At 56.0% G+C, this 21124-nt stretch carries 19 protein-coding genes and 1 riboswitch; of the genes, 14 read left to right on the top strand and 5 right to left on the bottom strand.

The genetic code is table 11. The features are described 5' to 3' along the window. Positions 1-82: 82 nt before the first annotated feature. Together K3729_13920 and K3729_13915 are read left to right on the top strand one after the other, a co-directional pair. Positions 83-685 carry a riboflavin synthase gene (locus tag K3729_13920; protein ID UWQ98533.1) on the top strand — a complete coding sequence of 201 codons (603 nt, stop codon included), beginning with the start codon at positions 83-85 and terminating at the stop codon, positions 683-685. Further along, positions 685-1245, top strand: coding sequence for a hypothetical protein (locus K3729_13915; GenBank protein UWR01064.1), 561 nt, complete (start codon positions 685-687; stop codon positions 1243-1245). The genes K3729_13920 and K3729_13915 overlap by 1 nt, the downstream gene beginning before the upstream one ends. A gap of 52 nt (positions 1246-1297) precedes the next feature. On the opposite strand, the gene ftsY is transcribed toward K3729_13915, so the two are convergent. Beyond that, the gene (gene ftsY, locus K3729_13910; protein UWQ98532.1) at positions 1298-2593 is read right to left on the bottom strand and encodes a signal recognition particle-docking protein FtsY; all 1296 of its coding nucleotides are present in this window, start codon (positions 2591-2593) and stop codon (positions 1298-1300) included. Positions 2594-2689: 96 nt separating this feature from the next. Continuing rightward, positions 2690-4375, bottom strand: a complete 1686-nt coding sequence (locus K3729_13905) for an NAD(P)H-dependent oxidoreductase subunit E (GenBank protein ID UWQ98531.1) — start codon at positions 4373-4375, stop codon at positions 2690-2692. Between the two features lie 184 nt (positions 4376-4559). Here K3729_13905 and K3729_13900 point away from each other — a divergent pair, with 184 nt between their 5' ends. From K3729_13900 to K3729_13885, 4 genes are read left to right on the top strand one after another with little or no spacing between them, the layout of a single operon-like run. Then, the gene (locus tag K3729_13900) at positions 4560-5582 is read left to right on the top strand and encodes an alkane 1-monooxygenase (GenBank protein UWQ98530.1); all 1023 of its coding nucleotides are present in this window, start codon (positions 4560-4562) and stop codon (positions 5580-5582) included. Positions 5583-5616: 34 nt separating this feature from the next. After that, a complete protein-coding gene (locus K3729_13895) occupies positions 5617-6006 on the top strand; it encodes a hypothetical protein (protein ID UWQ98529.1) in 390 nt (129 codons plus the stop codon). 28 nt (positions 6007-6034) lie between these two features. After that, a complete protein-coding gene (locus K3729_13890; protein UWQ98528.1) occupies positions 6035-6937 on the top strand; it encodes a DMT family transporter in 903 nt (300 codons plus the stop codon). Positions 6938-6988: 51 nt separating this feature from the next. Beyond that, positions 6989-7594, top strand: coding sequence for a septation protein IspZ (locus tag K3729_13885; protein UWQ98527.1), 606 nt, complete (start codon positions 6989-6991; stop codon positions 7592-7594). Here the strand turns inward: K3729_13885 and K3729_13880 are convergent, their stop codons facing one another. Continuing rightward, the gene (locus K3729_13880) at positions 7595-7915 is read right to left on the bottom strand and encodes a hypothetical protein (GenBank protein ID UWQ98526.1); all 321 of its coding nucleotides are present in this window, start codon (positions 7913-7915) and stop codon (positions 7595-7597) included. 55 nt (positions 7916-7970) lie between these two features. Continuing rightward, positions 7971-8678, bottom strand: a complete 708-nt coding sequence (locus K3729_13875; protein UWQ98525.1) for a glutathione S-transferase N-terminal domain-containing protein — start codon at positions 8676-8678, stop codon at positions 7971-7973. 177 nt (positions 8679-8855) lie between these two features. Here K3729_13875 and K3729_13870 point away from each other — a divergent pair, with 177 nt between their 5' ends. The 5 genes from K3729_13870 (at position 8856) to K3729_13850 (ending at position 15435) form a co-directional block, all read left to right on the top strand. Then, entirely contained in the window at positions 8856-9515 is a 660-nt protein-coding gene (locus tag K3729_13870) for a hypothetical protein (GenBank protein UWQ98524.1), read from the top strand. A 108-nt stretch (positions 9516-9623) separates the two neighbouring features. After that, a riboswitch (SAM riboswitch) is annotated at positions 9624-9701 on the top strand. A gap of 68 nt (positions 9702-9769) precedes the next feature. Continuing rightward, a complete protein-coding gene (gene metZ, locus K3729_13865; protein UWQ98523.1) occupies positions 9770-10960 on the top strand; it encodes an O-succinylhomoserine sulfhydrylase in 1191 nt (396 codons plus the stop codon). A 236-nt stretch (positions 10961-11196) separates the two neighbouring features. Then, the gene (gene folE2, locus K3729_13860) at positions 11197-12300 is read left to right on the top strand and encodes a GTP cyclohydrolase FolE2 (GenBank protein UWR01063.1); all 1104 of its coding nucleotides are present in this window, start codon (positions 11197-11199) and stop codon (positions 12298-12300) included. 98 nt (positions 12301-12398) lie between these two features. Further along, positions 12399-13847, top strand: a complete 1449-nt coding sequence (locus K3729_13855) for a TrkH family potassium uptake protein (GenBank protein UWQ98522.1) — start codon at positions 12399-12401, stop codon at positions 13845-13847. Between the two features lies 1 nt (position 13848). Beyond that, positions 13849-15435 carry a 5-guanidino-2-oxopentanoate decarboxylase gene (locus K3729_13850; GenBank protein ID UWQ98521.1) on the top strand — a complete coding sequence of 529 codons (1587 nt, stop codon included), beginning with the start codon at positions 13849-13851 and terminating at the stop codon, positions 15433-15435. Position 15436: 1 nt separating this feature from the next. On the opposite strand, the gene K3729_13845 is transcribed toward K3729_13850, so the two are convergent. After that, positions 15437-17215, bottom strand: coding sequence for a trypsin-like peptidase domain-containing protein (locus K3729_13845; protein UWQ98520.1), 1779 nt, complete (start codon positions 17213-17215; stop codon positions 15437-15439). A 188-nt stretch (positions 17216-17403) separates the two neighbouring features. Between K3729_13845 and K3729_13840 the strand changes: the two genes are divergently transcribed. From K3729_13840 to glyS, 3 genes are read left to right on the top strand one after another with little or no spacing between them, the layout of a single operon-like run. After that, positions 17404-18324 carry a glycine--tRNA ligase subunit alpha gene (locus tag K3729_13840; protein UWQ98519.1) on the top strand — a complete coding sequence of 307 codons (921 nt, stop codon included), beginning with the start codon at positions 17404-17406 and terminating at the stop codon, positions 18322-18324. Next, positions 18321-18851: a histidine kinase gene (locus tag K3729_13835; protein UWQ98518.1), complete on the top strand. Its 531-nt coding sequence runs from the start codon at positions 18321-18323 to the stop codon at positions 18849-18851. The genes K3729_13840 and K3729_13835 overlap by 4 nt, the downstream gene beginning before the upstream one ends. After that, positions 18851-21103, top strand: coding sequence for a glycine--tRNA ligase subunit beta (gene glyS, locus K3729_13830; protein UWQ98517.1), 2253 nt, complete (start codon positions 18851-18853; stop codon positions 21101-21103). Before K3729_13835 ends, glyS begins: the two co-directional genes overlap by 1 nt. Positions 21104-21124 lie beyond the last annotated feature (21 nt).

Below are 21124 nucleotides of genomic sequence, written 5' to 3'. Positions count from 1 at the left end.
GGCACTGTCAATGCGGCTTGCGCTTGTTTGTCGGCCTGTGTGGCGCTAACTCTCGTATAACACGTAAAAAGAAGGACGCCCCATGTTTACTGGCATCATTACGGATATTGGTCAGGTCTTAGAGGTTGAACAACGCGGCGACCTGCGGGCGCGGATTGGCACCGCTTACGATATCAACGGGATCGACATCGGGGCGTCGATTGCCTGCGACGGGGTATGCCTGACAGTTATCGCGCTGGGCCGCGATCCGCAAAACTGGTTCGATGTTGAAATTTCAGCTGAAAGCGTGGCCGCGACGAATATCGGCCGCAAAACGTGGTCCAAAGGGCATCGCCTGAATCTGGAACGGGCGTTAAAGGTCGGGGACGAACTGGGCGGACATATCGTGTCGGGACACGTGGATGGCGTGGCCGAAGTTGTCGCAATGCATGACGAAGGCGACAGCACACGGGTCCAGTTCCGCGCACCTGAAGACCTCGCGCGGTTCATTGCGCCAAAAGGTTCGGTCACATTAAATGGTGCGTCATTGACTGTGAACGAAGTCGACGGGGCGGTGTTCGGCGTTAATTTCATTCCGCACACAAAGGTCGCGACGACATGGGGCGATGTGGCAGTGGGCGATGCGATTAATCTCGAAGTCGATACCATGGCCCGCTATGTCGCGCGGCTGCAAGAATACGCATGATCGCTGGTCTGGGGCATAACAACGGACCGTCAATGGAATCCGGTCTTGCGTGGCGCAAACACGCGTGGAGCAAGGCACGGCGGCAGCTCTTGCCAACACTCCCGATCGAGGTGGTACGTCTGCGCGTAAAGCGCGCGAAAGAACTGGGCTTGCCCTATAAAACCTACGCAGGCATCCGCGCCAGCACAGGGCACGATCTGGTCGGATTTCTGTTTTCGACCAATGGTTTGGGAAAGCCGAGCGCGCGGGCAATTGTCCCCGATGTGGTGACCGAAAAGCTGGCGTCGCTCGAGAACACGACGCGTGTTGCTTTAGCGCACAAAGGCATTGATGTGACACAGATTGACGGTTTGGACCGTATCGATGATGCCCCGGCACCGCATTTGACGTGGTCAGCAATGCGTGACCGAATGAAAGCGATTGCCGTGTCTGCTGGCCACCCTGCGGACCGCTGGGTTCTGGTGGGCGAGACGATGTTCGAACAAGATTGGGCCGCTGCCGCACAGGCTGCTGGTTATCTGCGCGGAACGGATTACTTTGCGCCTGCGGCGAGCCGGTGAGGGGGCGCTGCCCCCGCCTGCGGCCCCCCGAGATATTTAAGACCAAAAGAAGTTAAGCGGTTTCGATGCCGACAAGCGCATTTGCAAAATCGTCGGGGTCGAACGGGGCCAGATCGTCGATCTGTTCACCAACGCCGATGGCATGAATTGGCAGACCAAATTGGTCGGCAAGTGCCACTAGAACACCGCCCTTTGCTGTCCCGTCGAGTTTCGTCATGACAAGTCCGGACACATCGGCGAGGTCTTGGAAAACCTTGACCTGTTGGACTGCGTTCTGACCTGTCGTCGCATCAAGGACGAGCAGCGTGTTGTGCGGCGCATCGGGGTCTTTTTTGCGAATGACGCGGACGATTTTTGACAGTTCTTCCATCAGGTCGCTGCGGTTTTGCAGACGTCCTGCCGTGTCGATCATCAGCAGGTCAGCGCCATCGGCTTCCGCCTTTGTCATTGCATCAAACGCGAGGCTAGCCGGATCGGATCCTTCAGGTGCGGTCAGCACAGGCACGCCCGCGCGATCGCCCCAGACCTGCAATTGTTCGACTGCGGCCGCACGGAACGTGTCGCCCGCTGCGATGACCACCGATTTGCCTGCCGCCTTAAATTGACTAGCCAGTTTGCCGATTGTCGTTGTCTTGCCTGACCCGTTCACGCCAACGACCAGAACCACCTGTGGCTTATGGGTGTAAAGCGGCATTGGGCGGGCGACAGGTTCCATGATCCGGCTGACTTCGGACGCCATGAGCGCCTTGATTTCATCGACGGAAAGCTTCTTACCGATCCGCCCTTCGGCCATATTTGCGGTTACTCGCAGGGCCGTATCGACCCCCATGTCCGCACTGATCAGCAGTTCTTCGAGCTGTTCGAGCATGTCATCGTCGAGCGTGCGCCGGACAACGGTTTTCTTTTCAGCCCCGCCAAAAAGCCGTCCCAAAAGACCGGATTTCTTTTCAGGGACATCCGTGACAGTTTCTTCCAGCAACGGTGCTACTGGCGAGATTTCCGTCGACAGGGTAATTGATGGCGCAGGGGCTTGTGGAGCCGGAGAAGGCGTGATGCTCTCAGCCTCAGCCTCAGCCTCAGCCTCAGCCTCAGCCTCAGCCTCAGCCTCAGCCTCAGCCTCAGCCTCAGCCTCAGCCTCAGCCTCAGCCTCAGGCTTTACAACTGGTTCGACCGCGGGTTCTGGAGTCGCTTCAACCACGGGTTCTGGCGTTTCAGTTGGCGCTTGTACCACATCTTCGGGCGTGACTATTTCTTGTTCGCCACCATCACTGACAATGGCATCCAGACCTTGGTCAATCTTTGCGGACGACTTGAACATCCGGTCTTTGAGCTTTTTGAAGAACGCCATGCGACAGCCTTTGGAAACGTTGATGTTCCTCACCTAATACGCCCATGCCCGAAGGGAAAGGGGCAGGGCGATTTCCGTATCCGTGTGAAGCTGCGCTTACACCTCGTCTGGGAAGTGTTTCATCACCATTTTGATCGGATTTGGCGCGGCTTGACCGAGGCCACAGATACTTGCGTCCGTCATCGCGGTACACAGATCGTCCAGCAATGGCTGATCCCACGTGTCCGCCTGCATCAGCTTTACGGCCTTTTCACAACCGACGCGGCACGGCGTGCATTGGCCACAGCTTTCGTCTTCAAAGAACCGCAACATATTCAGCGCCGCATCGCGCGCCTTGTCCTTGTCCGACAAAACAACGACTGCGGCTGACCCGATGAAGGTGCCATAAGGTTGCAGCGTGTCGAAATCCAACGGCACGTCATGCATGGATGCAGGCAACAGGCCGGAAGACGGGCCGCCGGGCTGATAGGCTTTGAACGTATGACCATCCATCATCCCGCCTGCCGCCGCGATAATGTCGGTGATGGTTGATCCTGCGGGCAACACATGCACGCCCGGATTTTTCACGCGACCCGAAACCGAATAGGACCGCAACCCTTTGCGACCGTTCAATTCTGTCGCGTTCAGACATTCTGGGCCCTCACGGACCACACGCGCGACCCAAAGCAGGGTTTCGACGTTATGAACCAACGTCGGTTTATTGAAGATACCGACCTGCGCCACAAAAGGTGGGCGATGGCGCGGAATGCCGCGTTTGCCTTCGATGCTTTCAATCATCGCGGATTCTTCGCCGCAGATGTAAGCACCGGCACCGCGACGCAGATCAATATAGCCTTTTGCGACAACGCCCGAATCTTCCAACGCTTTGATCTCACGGCGCAAGATTTCCAGCACAGCCGGATATTCGTCCCGCATATAGATAAAGCAGGTTTCAGCTTCGACCGCCCAAGCGGCAATCAACATACCTTCAAGGAAAAGATGCGGTGTGCGCTCAAGATAGTAGCGATCTTTGAAGGTGCCCGGCTCGCCTTCGTCGCCATTCACGGCAAGGTAACGAGTGCCTTCATTGGCGCGCACAAAGCCCCACTTTTTACCGGACGGAAAGCCCGCCCCGCCAAGCCCGCGCAGACCGCTTTCAAGGATCTGATCTTGGACGGCTTCCCAGTTACCGGCGTCGCGCAGCTTTGTCAGTTCGGTGTAACCGCCTGATGCAGCGTAGGACGCGTAGGTTTCATAATCCGGAATATGCGCGTGCGTATCGTCATTTGTGATCGCGGCTTCGACCTTTTCCAAAGTCGCATGGTCGATGTGATTATGACCAATTTCAAGCACAGGCGCGGTGTCGCAACGTCCCATGCAGGGCGCGCGCAGAACGCGGACGTCATTTGCGTCCAAGCCATCTTCAAGCGCTTTCTGCAAAGCAGCGGCACCGGCCAGTTCACAAGACAAGGAATCGCAGACGCGGATCGTTAGTGCGGGGGGGACGGCTTCGCCTTCTTTCACGACATCGAAATGAGCATAGAAAGTTGCAACTTCGTAAACTTCCGCCTGCGACATCCGCAGTTCTTCAGCCAATGCGCGCAGGTGTGCAGCCGAAAGGCACCGGTAGGCATCTTGGATCAAGTGTAAGAATTCAATTAACAAATCGGATCGACGCGGACGATCACCGAGCAGCGCGCGAACCTCTTCCCACGCCTGATCGTCGAGCTGCCTGCCTTTGGGCGTGTGCCGCCCTTTGCCTTTGCCTGATTTCCAAACGCCCTTTTTGTCGTCCAGCGCCATGGTCCGTCCCCTTGCAAGTGTTGATCATGCATAGCTGGTCCGCGGCGGGCGTCGCTACGCGAAAACGACATGTAAATCGCCTAAGGCGCAGTGTTTGGTGCCGATGCGTGGAAAAATGTTCGGATAGAGTGCGCGGGACGGTGCGTTCACCCCGATTTAGGACCTTTGTGTTTTGAAGGTCGGCATGGCCTTTTTTGTACTTACGACATGCCTTCCCGCGTTCTTGATCGCCATCTCGGCGGTATTTGCTGGCCCTTGGCCGGTCATGGCGGTCCTGTCTTTGACCTTGATGGTGGCGGGACTGGATCATCTTGTCGGGCGGGTGGCAGCACCATTGCCCGAGGATGAAAATCAGACAGCAGACCGGTTGTCGGCCTGCCTTGCCGTTATCCACCTAGGGCTCGTGCCGCTTGTCGTCTGGGCGCTTGCTGGGGATTTGCTGACGACTATCGACAAAATCTGTCTGTTTGTCGCTAGCGGCATTTTCTTTGGTCAGGTCAGCAATGCCAATGCGCATGAACTGATCCATCGACGCGAACAACACCTGTTCGGGCTTGGGGTGTGGACCTACATTTCGTTGCTTTTCGGTCATCACGTTTCCGCACATCTTTTGATCCATCACCGATTTATCGGGACGCGGGATGACCCCAGTACATCGCGTCTGGGGGAAAGCTACTATCGGTATTTGGGTCGTGCCTACGCTGGCGCAGTCACCGCAGGTTATATGGCCGAGGCGCGTAGGCTCAAGCATGTCCAAAGATCTTTCCTCGAAACGCCGTTTGTAACCTATACCCTTGGTGCGTTTATATTTTTGGTGGGGGCATATGCGGTCGGTAGCATCACAGGGCTTGTCTGGTACGTGGGGTTAACGGTGTTCGCACAACAACAATTGTTACTGTGCGATTACGTCCAGCATTACGGTTTGCTGCGGCACCGCGACAGCGCGGGTCGGCTGGAACCGATTGGGGATCGGCACAGTTGGAATGCGCCACATTGGTTTGCGTCAGGGATGATGCAGTACGCGCCGCGCTATGCGGACCATCACGCACATCCCTATCGGCCCTATCCCATGCTGGCGATGCCTGCAGATGGGCCAATTCTGCCTAGATCGTTGCCCGTGATGGCCGTTCTGGCGCTGTTCCCGCCATTTTGGCGTCAGGTGATGGATCCCCGCGTACAGCACTGGAAAGATACGCCGACGCCGTGATAGGCTGATCAAAACGCATCATTGGACAATGACTATGCGATCTATCGTCTTTTTGTTCGCCACTCTGGCGACCCCCTCAATCGCTGAAAGCCCAATGACAGCCGCAGAATTTGATGCCCATGTCACGGGCCGGATCGTGAGTTTCGGCACCGAAGGCAATCCGGGTTTCGGCGTGGAACAATACCTTGAAGGCCGTCGGGTGCTATGGTCGCCAGGGGATGGCACCTGTACGCGCGGGGTCTGGTACGAAAGCAAAGGCGATATTTGCTTCCGTTACGATGGCGATCCAGAACCAAAGTGTTGGGCGATCTATCGCGAAGGTGACGGAATGCGGGCTGTTTTCACCACACGACCGGACACAACGATCATTTTCGAGGCAGAAGACTACACCGTGCCACTGATTTGCGACGGATTATCGTCTTGATCAATAATGAACGCGGTAGTCGCATAACATGAGCGAATGGCTTGTTTCCATCGCCGGCACACCCGAAGGTGCGCGGCTTGCGACGTTCCTCGCATTGTTTTCCGCGCTCGCGCATGCCGTTTTTGGGGCGTTGCAAAAGGGGCGGCACGATCCTTGGCTGACGCGCGGCGCGGTTGATTTTTGGTTGGCAGTCTTATCCGCGCCCATCGCATTGTTTCTGGTGCCATGGCCCAATCAGACCACTGCCATCCTGTTGGTGGGCGTCATCATCGTTCATTTCGCCTATAAAGTGACGATGGCGCTGGCCTATGAACGGGCCGCCTATACTGTGGTCTATCCGGTCGTACGGGGGACCGGGCCATTGGTCACCGTGATTGCGGCGACATTGTTTTTTAACGAACATTTCTCGGCTGTGCAGTGGCTTGGCGTCGCCTGTTTGTCCGGTGGTATCCTCCTGCTGGCGCTCAGAAATCTGTCGGAAGAAACGCTCGATCCGCACACCTTGAAGGTCGGTTTGGGGTGGGCAATCGCAGGGGGTATCCTCGTTGCAATCTACACGACATATGACGCCTATGGCATTCGCCAAACGCCTGATCCTTTTACATTTTTGGCGTGGTTCTTTTTTGTGACCGCGTTCGACATGCCGCTTATCGCCGTGTGGCGCTACCGCCGGATGTCGCAGCCGCCTGACCTTGGGCCGCTGTTGCAGCGCGGTTTGATCGGTGCGGTGATTGCCTGGCTGAGTTTTGGCGGCGTCATGCTTGCAACACGTCTCGATAAAGTTGGTGAGGCGGCTGTCCTGCGCGAAACGTCGACAGTTTTTGCAGCCCTCATCGGCTGGTTCATCTTGGGCGAAAAGGTAGGGCCACGCCGACTGTTTTTGATGTGTCTGATCGGCTTGGGTGCCGTGATCGTTGAACTTGGCGGGTAACATGTGCGTTTTCGGGCTGGCGTCGCACGATGCTTGCGCTAAAACCCACTTATGGAAACCAAACCAATCAACCCGATCCTAAAGCAAGTCCTCGAACTGGGGCCGACGCTTGTCTTTTTCCTGATTTATCTACGGATCAAGGACGATACCTTTACAATCGCGGGCACTGACTATTCCGGCTTTATTGTCGCGACGTTGATTTTTGTTCCTGTTCTGTTGGTCGCGATGGGGCTGCTATGGGCGCTGACAAAATCGCTCAGCCGGATGCAATTGTTTACCGCATTCATGGTGATCTTCTTTGGCGGGCTGACCGCCTATTTCAACGATGAACGGTTTTTCAAAATGAAAACCTCTATCGTTTACGGGTGTTTTGCCGCCATTCTCGGCATCGGCCTGTTGCGCGGGCGAAGCTATCTTGAATGGGTCATGGGGGATTTTCTGCCCATGAAAGAAGAAGGATGGATGATCCTGACAAAACGGATCACCGTGATGTTCATCGCATTGGCGATCGCGAACGAACTGATCTGGCGGACACAAACGACCGAACTTTGGGTCAAGCTTGAAACCTTCGCGTTCCCCGCCGTTCTATTCGTTTTCCTATGGCTTCAAATCATCGGTCTCCAGCGTTTCTTGATCGATCCCGACGCGAAATCCTGATCAGTTAAGGTGGTTGTCATTCGTGGCAGCCGCCAACATAGCCGGATCACGATACCGCATCATATTCAGGTATTTGGGTGGAATAGGCCGATCAAATGCAACGCCTGCACGGTTGTTCGCAGCCCAACGCACCGTCGCGACATTGGCATCGTCGCTGCCCCGCAAAACAACGGCTTCACCAACAGCGACACCGGTTAAACCCGCAACACATGCGCCAGCTTCGTTAATATCAACGATATAAGCAACTTGCGGCCCGCCGGGGCGGATCACATGAACCGGAATGTGTGTCTGGTAGCGATAGGGTCGGTTTGGATATTGCATGAATGGCCTCTTTGTCGTCTGTCGACAGTTTTAGGCGCATTCACTTAAACCAGCGTTAATCGCGTTTGCCAAAAAGCGCATTTTGCGTGCCAGAATCCTTTTTCGGCTCCTTGCGCAAATCTGCTGCCAATGCACGACCAGCGACGACACCTGCGCGGGCACCAACCGTATCCAACCAGCGCTTCAGGTTTGGCTTGTCATCAAGCGTTTGCTGTTGCCCTTCCCAAAGCGATGACCAGCCCCAAGCCGACATGTCCGCGATGGAATAGAAATCACCCGCAAGGTATTCGGACTTAGCCAACTGCCGATCCATCACACCATAAAGGCGGCCTGTTTCATTGCGGTAGCGGTCCTTTGCATATGGCAGGTCCTGCGGTGGATCCATGACAGGCGCGTATTTCAGGAAATGATGCGCCTGACCCGCCATCGGTCCCAGCCCGCCCATTTGCCACATCAACCATTGATCCACGGCGATCCGGTCACGTTCGGTCTCACCGTAAAATGACCCCGTTTTGCGGGCGAGATACTGCAAGATCGCGCCGCTTTCAAAGATACTGATAGGCGCGCCATCGGGGCCGTCAGGATCAACGATTGCTGGCATTCGGTTGTTGGGGGCGATTGCAAGAAATTCAGGTTTGAACTGATCGCCCGCGCCGATGTTGATCAGGTGGATATTATAGGCCAGCTTCATCTCTTCAAGAGCAATGGAAACCTTCCAACCATTTGGTGTCGGCCAGAAATATAGATCAATGGGGGCGGTCATGCGTTTCTCCTGTTGGCGTTCGCGCAGCCTACGCAATTCCGAACAAGACGCAACGCGTTGGACAGGTTTGCAGGCGAACATGGATACGCCGTTTAAAATCTTAAGTTGAGGGTGGACGATTTCGTTAACTTTTGGCACCTTCGCGAGCAATTGAAACCAACAAATAGTGAGTTACCCATGATACGGACATTTTTCATTTCAACTTCCATTCTTGCTCTGGCTGCATGTGGCGGCAGCGGTGGCGGCGGCTCAACTTTCGATGACGTGTTGAACGACTTCGAAACCAATCCGGTTCTGACGGCGGGTTTGAATGATTCCGTCGAATACGCGCAGTTTTCAACGCTGTCTGCTGCTGGTGGCGCTAGCTATGAAGGCGACGCAATTGTGTATTCCGAAATTGGTACGCTCAATATTGACGAGGTTGACGACATCAGTGATTTGCCAACCCCAACATTGGCCGGCAGCGTTGCTCTGCAAACATCGTTTTCAGGTGACGAAGGCACTCTGACCGGTAGTTTTGGTGACTTTGTCGATTCGAACGGGAACAGCAAAACGGGTACAATCACGCTTTCCGAAGGCGAAGTGACTGAAGACTTCGAAGGGGATGCTTTCATGGCAGCCAGCATCGACGGCACCCTTAGCGGCAGTGGTGCGGGTAACGGGCGCTATCAAGGGCTCGTCTTCGGCAGCTTCACAACTGAAGGCGTCATTGGCGTTGGGGTTGGCCTGCCAATCACATCGACAACCGATATCGATGATCTGACAGAAGACGACATCGAGGAACTCGAAGATTTCGCGGAAAGCGACGCATTCGCGATTATCTTCGCAGCGGATTAATTGATCCTAAATCAAGACAAAGAAGGGCTGCCAATTGGCGGCCCTTTTTACGTGAATGTGAACGGCCCTCCGTGAACGCCTGTTGACCTCTCGCGTCCTGCTGACTATCCGAACAGGCGTGGTGATTTGTGACCGGATTGCGGGCCACGTTAAATAATTCGCTAAAAAGGCTGCGGGTTTTTACACCCCGATGCCTTGCCCGGTGTCGGGGTTTTGCTTTGAAAAGCGCCCCCCTGAACCGAAAGAACGAATAGATGTCCAACTCATCAAACTGGTCCCGTCGCACACAGGCTGTCCATGCCGGTACGCGGCGCAGCCAATACGGCGAAGTGTCCGAAGCAATTTTTCTGACCCAAGGCTTTGTTTACGACACGGCAGAGGACGCCGAACAGCGCTTCATCCAGATCGAAGGCGACGAATTTATCTACGCCCGCTACGGCAACCCGACACTTGCGATGTTCGAAGACCGGATGGCAGCCCTTGAAGGCGCAGAAGCCGGTTTTGCATGCGCGTCAGGCATGGCGGCGGTCAATGGTGCGCTGATGTCGTTGGTCAAAGCGGGCGATCACATCGTGTCGTCGCGGGCTTTGTTCGGGTCCTGTTTGTATATCCTCGAAGACATCCTTGCGCGCTTTGGCGTCGAAATCACGCTGGTTGACGGGCGCGATCTGGACGCGTGGAAAGCGGCCATTCGGCCCGACACACGCATGGTTTTCCTTGAAAGCGTGTCAAACCCAGTGCTTGAGGTCATCGACCTGAAAGCGGTCGCTGGCATGGCGCATGCGGTTGGTGCAATGGTTGTGGTCGATAACGTCTTTGCGACGCCGACATATTCCTATGCGATTGAAGCTGGTGCTGATCTTGTGGTCTATTCCACCACGAAACACGTGGACGGGCAGGGGCGTTGTTTGGGTGGGATCATCCTTGGCAAACGTGACATCGTGCGTGGCCCGGTCGAAGCCTACCTAAAACACACCGGCGGTGCGATGTCGCCGTTTAACGCGTGGGTCATGCTGAAGTCATTGGACACGATGGACCTGCGCATTGATGCACAATGCGATACCGCAGAAGTGTTGGCCAACGGTCTTGCCGATCATCCCAAGCTGAACAAGGTGGTATATCCAGGGCATCCGTCGCATCCACAATATGCGCTGGCAAAACGGCAGTGCAAACGCGGTGGGACGGTTTTGGCGATCGAAGTCAAAGGCGGCAAAGAAGAGGCGTTCAAATTCCTTAACGCTCTCGAGATTTTCACGATCTCCAACAACTTTGCCGATAGTAAATCTATCGTCACCCATCCGGCCACCACGACGCACCAGCGGCTGAAACCCGAACACCGTTCTGAGCTGGGGATCAGCGATGGCATCGTGCGGATTTCCTGCGGGCTTGAAGATGCAGGCGATCTTCTCGCTGATCTACAATCGGCACTTGATACCATCGCCTAAGTCGACGCCGAACAATCCGGAACACGCCAATGCGGCGTGTTCCGGTTAAAACCTGTCGAAAAAGACAGTCGCGTTCAGGTCAGACATGGCTATGCTAGCCAGACCTAAACACGCGAAAGAATGCCCTCATGTCTGATCCAAACGACGCTATCACGCGTATTTTAGATGGTATCAGTGGAAAGCTGTCACAATCGCCCCATATGGATGGAGCGGGCAGCCAGCAGGGAGACCTTGCCATGAATATTCATTCGCCAGACCTAGACCGTGAACCATCGCGCGAAGAAGCCGAGGCCGCATTGGCGTTGCTACGGCGCTGGGCAGGAGACGTCACAGCAGAAGAAGTCGCAACGTTGGACCCGCTCGTATCACGCCTGATCCCGGGGCAGGAAGTCTCAAACTATCCCGCACTAGCGCGCGCTTACCCCGACGCGTTTGAAGTCGATGACGCCTATAAGGCGAGCATGCCTGATTTGCAAAACGGCCCGTCGTCGCTGATCCGTGGCACGAAACAGCAAATCCAACACGTCGGCATTTCCAATTTCCGCTTGCCAATCCGGTTCCGCACCCGTGACAATGGCGATCTGACGCTGGAAACATCTGTGACGGGCACAGTGTCGCTTGATGCCGAAAAGAAGGGTATCAACATGTCCCGCATCATGCGGACATTCTACAAACACGCCGAAGAAACTTTTAGCTTCGACGTGATCGAACGGGCGCTGGATGCCTATAAGACCGACCTTGAAAGCTTTGATGCACGCATTCAAATGCGGCTGTCTTTCCCAATGAAAGTTGAAAGCCTGCGGTCCGGTCTGTCTGGATACCAGTACTACGACATCGCGTTGGAACTTGTGGAACAAGACGGCGTACGACGCAAAATCGTACATTTCGACTATGTCTATTCGTCTACATGCCCGTGTTCGCTTGAACTTTCCGAACATGCCCGCCAATTCCGTGGGCAATTGGCGACACCACATTCGCAGCGGTCCGTCGCGCGGATTTCGGTGAAACTGGAAGAAGGGCAAAGCATCCTTTGGTTCGAAGACCTGATCGACATGGCCCGCGCAGCTGTGCCTACGGAAACGCAAGTGATGGTCAAACGTGAAGATGAACAGGCCTTTGCCGAACTGAACGCAGCGAACCCGATCTTCGTTGAAGATGCAGCGCGGCTTTTCTGTGAACAACTACTGAAAGACCCGCGTATCGGCGATTTCCGCGTCGTGGCAAGCCATCAGGAAAGCCTGCACAGCCATGACGCGGTGTCAGTGCTGACGGAAGGCGAAACCTTCGCGGCGGATAGCATCGACCCCAAAATGTTCGTGACGTTGTTCCACGTCGGCTAGAATAGCCCCGCCGAACCTGTGAACGAATGGCCACGGCAGTGGCCGTTCTCACGCCGCAGTCTCTTGACACCATACCCCCCGCAGGCCAACCCTGCAGGATGATCGACTTACGCCCAGTTGGATATGTTATTGGCCTGCTCGTGGCTTCGCTTGGCGTGACCATGCTCGGGCCCTTGGCCATTGATATCGTGGATCAAAACGGCGAATGGCCCGTGTTCTTCGAGGCCGCGATTGTGACCATTCTTGCGGGTGTTCTGACATCAATGGCCTGTTCGAACGGGACGGCTGCGCGGTTATCTCTGCGCCAGACCTTCCTATTGACGTCACTGGTCTGGATCACGCTGCCTGTTTTCGGCGCAATTCCATTTGTACTGGGCGCGACAGAGGCGAATTTTACCGACGCGTTTTTCGAAGCAATGTCTGGCCTGACGACAACTGGTGCGACCGTGTTTACCGGCCTCGATGGGTTGCCGCGCGGATTGCAGCTTTGGCGCGGCATTCTGCAATGGCTTGGCGGCGTCGGGATTATTGTTGTGGCGATGGTGTTCCTGCCTGAACTGCGGGTTGGTGGTATGCAAATCTTCCGATCCGAAGGCTTTGATACCATGGGGAAAATCCTACCCAGAGCAGGGGAGATTGCGAGTTCCATTTCGACCATCTACATCGGCCTGACAATCGCCTGCGCGTTCGCTTATGCCGCCTCCGGCATGGGGCGTTTTGACAGTGTCGTGCATGCGATGACCACGGTTTCGACAGGTGGCATGGCCAACACCGACGCATCCTTTTCGCGGTTCGGCGCGTCGACCCATTACATCGCGATTGTCTTTATGCTGCTCGCGGCGGTGCCGTTTGTCCGCTTTGTGCAACTGATGGCGGGGTCGGCAAAACCATTGTGGTCTGACCCCCAAATCCGCGGCTTTCTTGGCGTTATCACGATCTGCGTGCTCCTGATCACGTCATGGGTCTGGGGGCGGCAAGGCGTCCTCTCGGAACTCGCCTTTCGCGAGGCGCTCTTTAACGTGACATCCATCATTTCGGGCACCGGATACGCTAGCGCGGACTACATGACGTGGGGCACATTCCCCGTCGTGATGTTCTTCTTTATCGGGCTTGTCGGGGGCTGCGCGGGATCAACATCATGTTCCGTCAAAGTCTTCCGCTATCAACTACTTTTCGCGTCGATCAAAAGCCAAATCCGGCAAATCCACTCGCCCCACGGCGTCTTCACGCCCCGCTATGACGGTAAAACTGTGTCCGAGGACGTCCTCAATTCAGTCATGGCGTTTTTCGTGGCGTTCTTGCTGTTGCTTGGCTTCATCGCCGTCCTTTTGGGCATGACGGGATTGGATTTTATTACCTCCGTTTCCGGCGCTGCTGCGGCTGTGGCCAACATTGGACCGGGGCTGGGGACGGAAATCGGACCGGCAGGCAATTACGCAGGTATCAACGACGCGGCAAAGTGGATTTTGGCCATCGCGATGTTCGTTGGCCGCCTCGAAATCATGGTGGTTCTGGCCATCCTTACCCCCAAGTTCTGGAGATCTTAACATGACTCAACGCCCGCTCGGTGCGCAAATCTCGCACATGCTGAAATCACGCGGCGTCGAGGTTATTTTCGGGATTCCGGGCGTGCATAACCAAGAGATGTACCGTGGTATCGAAGAAGCGGGGCTGACACACGTGCTAGCCCGTCATGAACAGGGTGCGGGTTTTATGGCCGACGGCTACGCACGTGCGACCGGAAAACCGGGGGTCGCCTACGTGATCACGGGGCCGGGGCTTTGCAATATCATGACGCCGATGGGGCAGGCCTATTCGGATTCAGTGCCGATGTTGGTGATCTCTAGCTGCCTCAATCGCGCTGACCTCGGCATGGGGCGCGGACGGTTGCACGAAATGAAGGATCAGGAAATCGCGGCGGGCACCGTTTGTGACTGGTCGCTGACCGCGATGGACGCGGATTCGGCCTACCAGTTGATCGACCGCGCGTTGACTGAATTCGCGACAGGCCGCAAACGCCCGAAACACATCCAAGTGCCGATCGAGGTGCTCGAAGCATTGGCACCTGCAGCACCCCCGCCAACGACGCAAGTCACCGCAGGCTATATCCCTGACGACGTGACAAAAATCGTGTTCGACGCGATTGCGGCTGCTAAACGCCCGCTGTTCGTTTTCGGCGGTGGGGCGCGCGATGGTGCCGACGTTTGGCGCGACGTGGTAACTTCTGCAGGGGCGGCCAGTTTCGTGACCTACGCCGCGATGGGCATGTTCCCCGAGGGCGGTCTGCACTTCGGCAGCAGCCTTGCGCGGCCTGGGGCCGCGGAAGTGATCGCAAGCGCGGATGTCGTGATCGCGGTCGGGACGGAATTGTCCGAAACCGACCTGTGGCGCGACGATCTGGGGCAATCTGGCACATTCATTCGCATCGACATTGACGCTGATGAATTGAACGACCGACCGGCAACTGCGCGGATTCATGCGGATGCAGGGCAAATCGCAAAAGAACTTTGGCGCATGCGCGGCGATTGGTCCGGACAGACAGAATGGACTGAAACCGCCGTCGCGGAGCAACGTCAAAAGTGGCGCGCAGAGGTGAACAGCGAACGGCCCGGTATTCTGCCCGTCGCCGATGCGTTGCACGCGGCCCTGCCTGCGGACACCGTCGTTTACTCTGACATGACCCAATTTGCCTATGCCGCGTTGGAAATCTGGCCGATGTCCGCGCCAAACCTGTGGCACCACCCCACGGGTTTTGGCACGCTCGGCTACGCATTACCTGCGGCGATTGGCGGGGCGATTGCGCGCAAAGGACAGCCCACAGTCGCCATCGCAGGCGACTATGGCTTCCAATATACCCTGCAAGAACTGATGGTTGCGGTGGAATTGCAGCTCAACTTGCCCATTATCCTTTGGGACAACGGAAAGCTGGGCGAAATCGAAGATTCGATGGTGGCCGCCCAAATCGCACCAAACGCAGTGATCCAGCAGAACCCTGATTTTCTGAAATTCGCAGAAGCGTTCGGGGCCGCGTCAGCTGCGCCAGAGTCTTTGGACGAACTGCAAGATGCTGTGCGTAAGGCCTTGGAAACCCAAGGCCCTACACTGATCTATGTGAACGCGAAAATCGCGATCTAACCTACCAGCAAGAAACCAGAACGGTCACATCAACGGCCTTCTGGTTCAACGCCTCTGGCGGCAGGAAGGCGACGGTATCCGTCGTCTCAAGCCGCACATCAGCCAGCAGCAGCGACGCCACGATCCGTGTCGCGTCGATTGAAAAGCTGACTTCGGGCGGCAATTGCTGCCCGTTCCGGCTGGCGCGAGGCAACAACATGCCCAAGACCGCACCACCATTGTCAAACACAGGCCCGCCCGCATCGCCCGGTTGGGCGGTCAATGATAGACGCTTCAATTCATCTTCGCCGTTCAGGCCGCGAATATCAGCAAGACGGCCAAACGTCAGCGACGGCGTGGTCAATACTCCGCCGTATGGGTAGCCCGCGACCGCAATTTCGGACTGCAAACGCGGTACACCGGTTTGGAACTGCGCCACGTCTGCAGGGGCCAACGGTGTGTTGGGCCGGATCACGGCCAAACCCAATGACTCGTCCGTGTGAACGACCTGTGCGTCATGGACTTCGTCGATTGTGATACGGCTGCATTCGCCAACTGCTTCCGCCGTTGTTAGAACGTCACCTTGACCATCTACAAAGAAACCGGACCGCGACAGTTTTGGTTTGCGCACGGCCAAACCGGACACAAGATCAATCGCTTGGCTGTCGTCTGGGGCTGCGATTGCGGGATCTAGGACACCGTCAACCGTCGCAAAGCTGGCCTTCATCGCGTCCAAAACCCGAATGCGACGTGCTTCGTCACCCGTCGGCCAAATCAATGAAAAGCCTTTGATCTGGCCATTGCGCAATGTGGCTGTGGTGTAGGAATGAATGCCTTCGCCAATGCCTTCGATTTCAAACGATTGGTCACGGCGGCGGCGGGGGCCTTCTGTCGGAACAATCGCCAATGTCTGCAAGATTTCATAAAGGCCGAACAAGCGATCCTGATCGCCTTCCTGCGAAATCAACAATACGCGCGCGGCCAGATCGCCTTTTGGTTCGAACTGCGCAAAGGGTGGTTCATATTTGTCGAAAGCCACTACGCCTGTCGGAATCACCATTTCGATGCCCGTGGCGTCATCACGGATCAACTGTAGGTCCATGCCATCCAGAATGGCATTGTATGCGCCAATCAATTCGGTGCGCTGCTTTGTCGTCAAAATGCCGGTCGGTTCGTAATTATTGGCTACCTGCCATTCGCCCATCGACCGCCGTGTCCCGCGCCCAAAAGCACCATCAATCGCAGCATCGTAAAAGCCGGCCCATTTCAAAGCGGTTTGCAGCTGCTCCTTCGCGGCGCGGCTCAACGCGGCCTCAGACGCACGGGCTTCGTTAGGCGTTTCATCTGGGGCAATCACCGGCACGACCACCAGGTCTTCAGCATCAGACGGCAAATCAGGTGTGTTCGCAATCGCGCGCGCCAATTCCTCTAGCGACGGCTCTGTCGTCGGCAACGGTTGTGCCGTCGTGGGGGCACCGACGCCAACTGGCCAGAACTGTTGGCGAAAATTGCGACCGTCCGCAATAAAGCTATCGCTCGGGATTTGGCCGCTGCGCCGCAGGTTGGCCAACAACACGTCTGCGTCTGCGCGTGTGTATGGGCCCAAGACGATGCCGTACCAGCCTGATCCGATGTAGTAGCCCGCCACGTTGTCGAGCCGTGCGTCAAAAGCACGGGCGCGGTTCTGCGCGCCGGTCAGGGTTGGCTGTGCCTCAACCTGCACCCAAACCGGGCTTTGTTGTGCGGCCGCGCCGATTGGCGTGAATGCGAATACGATTACTGCGAGAAAAACTCTGATCATGTGTGATCCATAGACTTCAAAAACTTACGTTAACCTTAATGCGACGCGGAACTTAGCAGAGAACCAAACAGGTGCAGCAAGATTCTAGACCTCATAAGCGAGTTTCTTCTGGGGAAATACCCCATAGCTGCTAATTGACCCTGTCGGCAGTGCAGCCTATTGAACGTCCAAACCGAAAAGAGGGCGAAATGGCCGACAAACCACGTAGTTTCCAAGAAATCATCCTGCGTCTCCAGTCATACTGGGCGACCAAAGGCTGTGCCATGATGCAACCATACGACATGGAAGTCGGCGCAGGCACGTTCCACCCTGCCACAACATTGCGCTCGCTCGGGTCAAAACCGTGGGCTGCGGCCTACGTGCAGCCGTCGCGGCGGCCAACAGACGGGCGTTACGGCGAAAACCCGAATCGCCTACAGCATTACTATCAGTACCAAGTGCTGATCAAACCAAGCCCACCTGATCTTCAGGACCTCTACCTTGGGTCCTTGAAAGCGATCGGCATCGACGCGGACATGCACGACATCCGCTTTGTCGAAGACGACTGGGAAAGCCCGACTTTGGGCGCGTGGGGGCTTGGCTGGGAAGTCTGGTGCGACGGCATGGAAGTGTCCCAATTCACGTATTTCCAACAGGTTGCAGGTTACGACTGTAAACCTGTGTCAGGCGAATTGACCTACGGGCTGGAACGTCTCGCGATGTATATTCTCGACGTCGATCACGTGATGGATATGCCGTATAACGACCCCGATGCGCCCATCGCGTTGACTTACGGCGATGTGTTCAAGCAGACCGAAGAAGAATACGCGCGCTGGAACTTCGACGTGGCCGACACGGACACGCTTTTACAGCATTTCAAGGACGCGGAAGCCGAATGTGCCCGCATTTTGGCCGAAGAACACGTTGACCCGAAAACCGGCAAACGCATCATCATGGCGCATCCGGCTTATGACCAAGCGATCAAGGCCAGCCATGTGTTCAACTTGCTCGACGCACGTGGGGTGATTTCTGTCACGGAACGCCAAGCCTATATCGGGCGGGTGCGGGCGCTGACGAAATCATGCGCGGATGCGTTTGTACTCACAGCTGCCGCCGGTCACGCGGCATGAATATTGCCCGTCTCGTTATAGGAGGGATCATCATGTCAGCCATCGCTGCGGGCATCGCGCTCTACTATCTTCAGGTTTATGCCTACTACGAAGAAGTCACGCTTCAAGTTGAAGATGTGCAAATGACGTCGTTGTTCACGGGCGAACCGGAACCGATTTTGTTCGAAAACTTCAACGCAATTGATAGCGACAGCAGCCCGCTGCGGTTCCGCGCGTGCTTTGATACTTCGCTCAGCTTCGGGTTCCTGACCGAGACGTACGAGATCTATGACGCGGCGGAACCGCTGAATGCACCGGGCTGGTTCGACTGCTTCCAAGCTGGTGAATTGGGTGACGACCTGTCGTCTGGCGTTGCCGTGGCCTTCATGGGCATCGAAAACATCCAATACGGGATCGACCGCGTGATCGCGGTTTACCCCGACGGTCGCGCATTTGCGTGGCACCAAATTAACGAATGTGGCGAAGTTGTCTTCGACGGCAACCGCGCGCCCGAACATTGCCCACCAGCACCGGAAAGACTGCAATAATGGCCGATCTTCTGATTGAACTCTTCTCCGAAGAAATCCCTGCGCGTATGCAGGCCAAAGCCGCAAAAGACCTGCAAAAACTGGTCACTGACGGGCTTGTCGAGGCTGGTTTAACCTATGCGGGTGCGGCTGCGTTCGCCACGCCACGTCGTTTGGCGCTGTCCTTGGAAGGGCTGACATCGGAAAGCAAAGCGGTCCGCGAAGAACGCAAAGGCCCTGCAACAACGGCGCCTGACAAAGCGTTGGAAGGCTTCTTGCGGTCCACCGGATTAACCAAAGATCAGCTCGAGATCCGCGACGTAAAAAAAGGCCAAGTCTACTTTGCAGTTGTTGAAAAACCGGGCCGGATGGCTGCGGATATCATCGCCGAAGTGCTGGAAAAAACGATCCGGAATTTCCCGTGGCCTAAATCAATGCGCTGGGGTGAAGGTGCGTTGAAGTGGGTCCGTCCATTGCATTCGATCATCTGTATCCTCAGCGATGAAGCAGGTGCGGAAATCGTACCGCTGGACATCGACGGCATCAAAGCGGGCAATCAAACACGCGGACATCGCTTTATGGCGTCAGACGCGTTTTCTGTCGCGTCTTTCGAGGATTACGAGGCAAAGCTTAAGCGGGCGAAGGTTGTTCTGCGCGCAGAAGAACGGGCCGAATTGATCTGGCACGACGCCACAAACCAAGCGTTCGCGCAGGGCCTTGAGATTGTCGAAGATCGCGGTCTGCTGGCAGAGGTTGCGAACCTCGTCGAATGGCCTGTCACGCTGATGGGCACCATCGCTGACGACTTCCTCGAAATGCCGCCAGAGGTGCTGCAAACCTCGATGAAGGACCACCAGAAGTTTTTCTCGGTCCGGAACCCAAAAACCAACCGCATCGAACGCTTTGTCACCGTCGCGAATATCGAGACCAAAGACGATGGCGCGACCATTCTCGCAGGTAACCAAAAGGTATTGTTTGCAAGGCTTTCCGACGCAAAATTCTTCTGGGAAAACGATCTGCGCGTGGCCAAAGCGGGCATGGCGGAATGGACCGAAGGCCTGAAAGCCGTGACGTTCCACAACAAACTGGGATCGCAGTTTGATCGGGTCGAACGTATCGTCGCACTGGCGCGTGAAATTGCGCCTGTGGTGGGCGCGAACGCGGATGATGTGGCAGAGGCCGCGCGGATCGCAAAGGCCGATTTGCGGTCCGAAATGATCTATGAATTCCCTGAACTTCAAGGACTTATGGGGCGTTATTACGCTAAATCAGCGGGTGCATCTGACGCTGTGGCTGCGGCTGCACAAGAACATTACTCGCCGCTCGGCCCATCGGACGACGTGCCAACAGCGCCCGTCTCTGTGACTGTCGCTTTGGCGGACAAACTTGATACATTGACCGGCTTCTGGGCGATTGACGAAAAACCAACCGGATCGAAGGATCCGTTTGCGCTGCGGCGCTCTGCTTTGGGCGTCATTCGGTTGATCCTCACCAATAATGTGCGGATGTCTTTGGATAAGGCGTTTGACGCTGAATTCTTGCGGCATGAAATCCGGTCTGTGAATAGCGACGTCAGTGAACCTGATTTGCACACGATGGAAGAAACGCTGCGGGAAATCGCCGAACATGGTATCTTCAAGTCAGCATTCCTGACTGTTCAAAAGCGTTTCGACGACGCAGAGGTCAAGCCCGACTTTAGCGAAGGATCGTGGATTGACGGCGTGGCAAAGCGGGTGCCAGACACAAGCGTGAACCTTCTTTCGTTCTTCCACGACCGTCTCAAGGTCTTCCTCAAGGACCAAGGCATCCGTCACGACATCATTGACGCTTGTATCGCGATGCCGGGCAATGATGATCTGACGCTGTTGGTAAAACGGGCAAAGGCGCTCGCGGAAACCCTCAAAACCGACGACGGCGAAAACCTGATCCAAGGCTTCAAGCGCGCGAACAACATCCTGACCCAGGCCGAAGAAAAAGACGGTGTCGAATACTCTTACGGGGCGGACCTAAAGTACGCTGAGCACGATAGCGAAAAGGGGTTGTTTGCCGCACTCGACGCTGCTGACGCCAAAATCGCACCCGCGATGCAGGCCGAAGATTTCAGCACCGCGATGACCGCCATGGCAGAATTGCGTGGTCCGATTGACGCATTCTTTACAGATGTTCAGGTAAACGCGGACGCAACTATCGTCCGCCGCAACCGTCTGAACCTGCTCAGCCGAATCAGAACGATCTGTCTCAGCGTGGCCGATCTGACCCTTATCGAGGGTTAAACGCCACGTTTCTGGGAACAA

The sequence above is a fragment of the Rhodobacteraceae bacterium S2214 genome (genome assembly GCA_025141675.1).
In the GTDB taxonomy this organism is placed as follows: Bacteria; Pseudomonadota; Alphaproteobacteria; order Rhodobacterales; family Rhodobacteraceae; genus Yoonia.
Note: the sequence above shows the minus strand (reverse complement) of the source record. Positions and strands in the feature narration are given on the sequence as shown.

Excerpts from the sequence above, each read along its gene's own strand:
- K3729_13880 (UWQ98526.1), bottom strand. The coding sequence starts at position 7,915 with ATGCAATATCCAAACCGACCCTATCGCTACCAGACACACATTCCGGTT.
- K3729_13840 (UWQ98519.1), top strand. The coding sequence starts at position 17,404 with ATGGCCGACAAACCACGTAGTTTCCAAGAAATCATCCTGCGTCTCCAG.
- K3729_13890 (UWQ98528.1), top strand. The coding sequence starts at position 6,035 with ATGAGCGAATGGCTTGTTTCCATCGCCGGCACACCCGAAGGTGCGCGG.
- ftsY (UWQ98532.1), bottom strand. The coding sequence starts at position 2,593 with ATGGCGTTCTTCAAAAAGCTCAAAGACCGGATGTTCAAGTCGTCCGCA.
- K3729_13855 (UWQ98522.1), top strand. The coding sequence starts at position 12,399 with ATGATCGACTTACGCCCAGTTGGATATGTTATTGGCCTGCTCGTGGCT.
- K3729_13835 (UWQ98518.1), top strand. The coding sequence starts at position 18,321 with ATGAATATTGCCCGTCTCGTTATAGGAGGGATCATCATGTCAGCCATC.
- K3729_13885 (UWQ98527.1), top strand. The coding sequence starts at position 6,989 with ATGGAAACCAAACCAATCAACCCGATCCTAAAGCAAGTCCTCGAACTG.
- glyS (UWQ98517.1), top strand. The coding sequence starts at position 18,851 with ATGGCCGATCTTCTGATTGAACTCTTCTCCGAAGAAATCCCTGCGCGT.
- K3729_13895 (UWQ98529.1), top strand. The coding sequence starts at position 5,617 with ATGCGATCTATCGTCTTTTTGTTCGCCACTCTGGCGACCCCCTCAATC.
- folE2 (UWR01063.1), top strand. The coding sequence starts at position 11,197 with ATGAATATTCATTCGCCAGACCTAGACCGTGAACCATCGCGCGAAGAA.
- K3729_13845 (UWQ98520.1), bottom strand. The coding sequence starts at position 17,215 with ATGATCAGAGTTTTTCTCGCAGTAATCGTATTCGCATTCACGCCAATC.
- metZ (UWQ98523.1), top strand. The coding sequence starts at position 9,770 with ATGTCCAACTCATCAAACTGGTCCCGTCGCACACAGGCTGTCCATGCC.
- K3729_13870 (UWQ98524.1), top strand. The coding sequence starts at position 8,856 with ATGATACGGACATTTTTCATTTCAACTTCCATTCTTGCTCTGGCTGCA.
- K3729_13900 (UWQ98530.1), top strand. The coding sequence starts at position 4,560 with ATGGCCTTTTTTGTACTTACGACATGCCTTCCCGCGTTCTTGATCGCC.
- K3729_13875 (UWQ98525.1), bottom strand. The coding sequence starts at position 8,678 with ATGACCGCCCCCATTGATCTATATTTCTGGCCGACACCAAATGGTTGG.
- K3729_13905 (UWQ98531.1), bottom strand. The coding sequence starts at position 4,375 with ATGGCGCTGGACGACAAAAAGGGCGTTTGGAAATCAGGCAAAGGCAAA.
- K3729_13920 (UWQ98533.1), top strand. The coding sequence starts at position 83 with ATGTTTACTGGCATCATTACGGATATTGGTCAGGTCTTAGAGGTTGAA.
- K3729_13850 (UWQ98521.1), top strand. The coding sequence starts at position 13,849 with ATGACTCAACGCCCGCTCGGTGCGCAAATCTCGCACATGCTGAAATCA.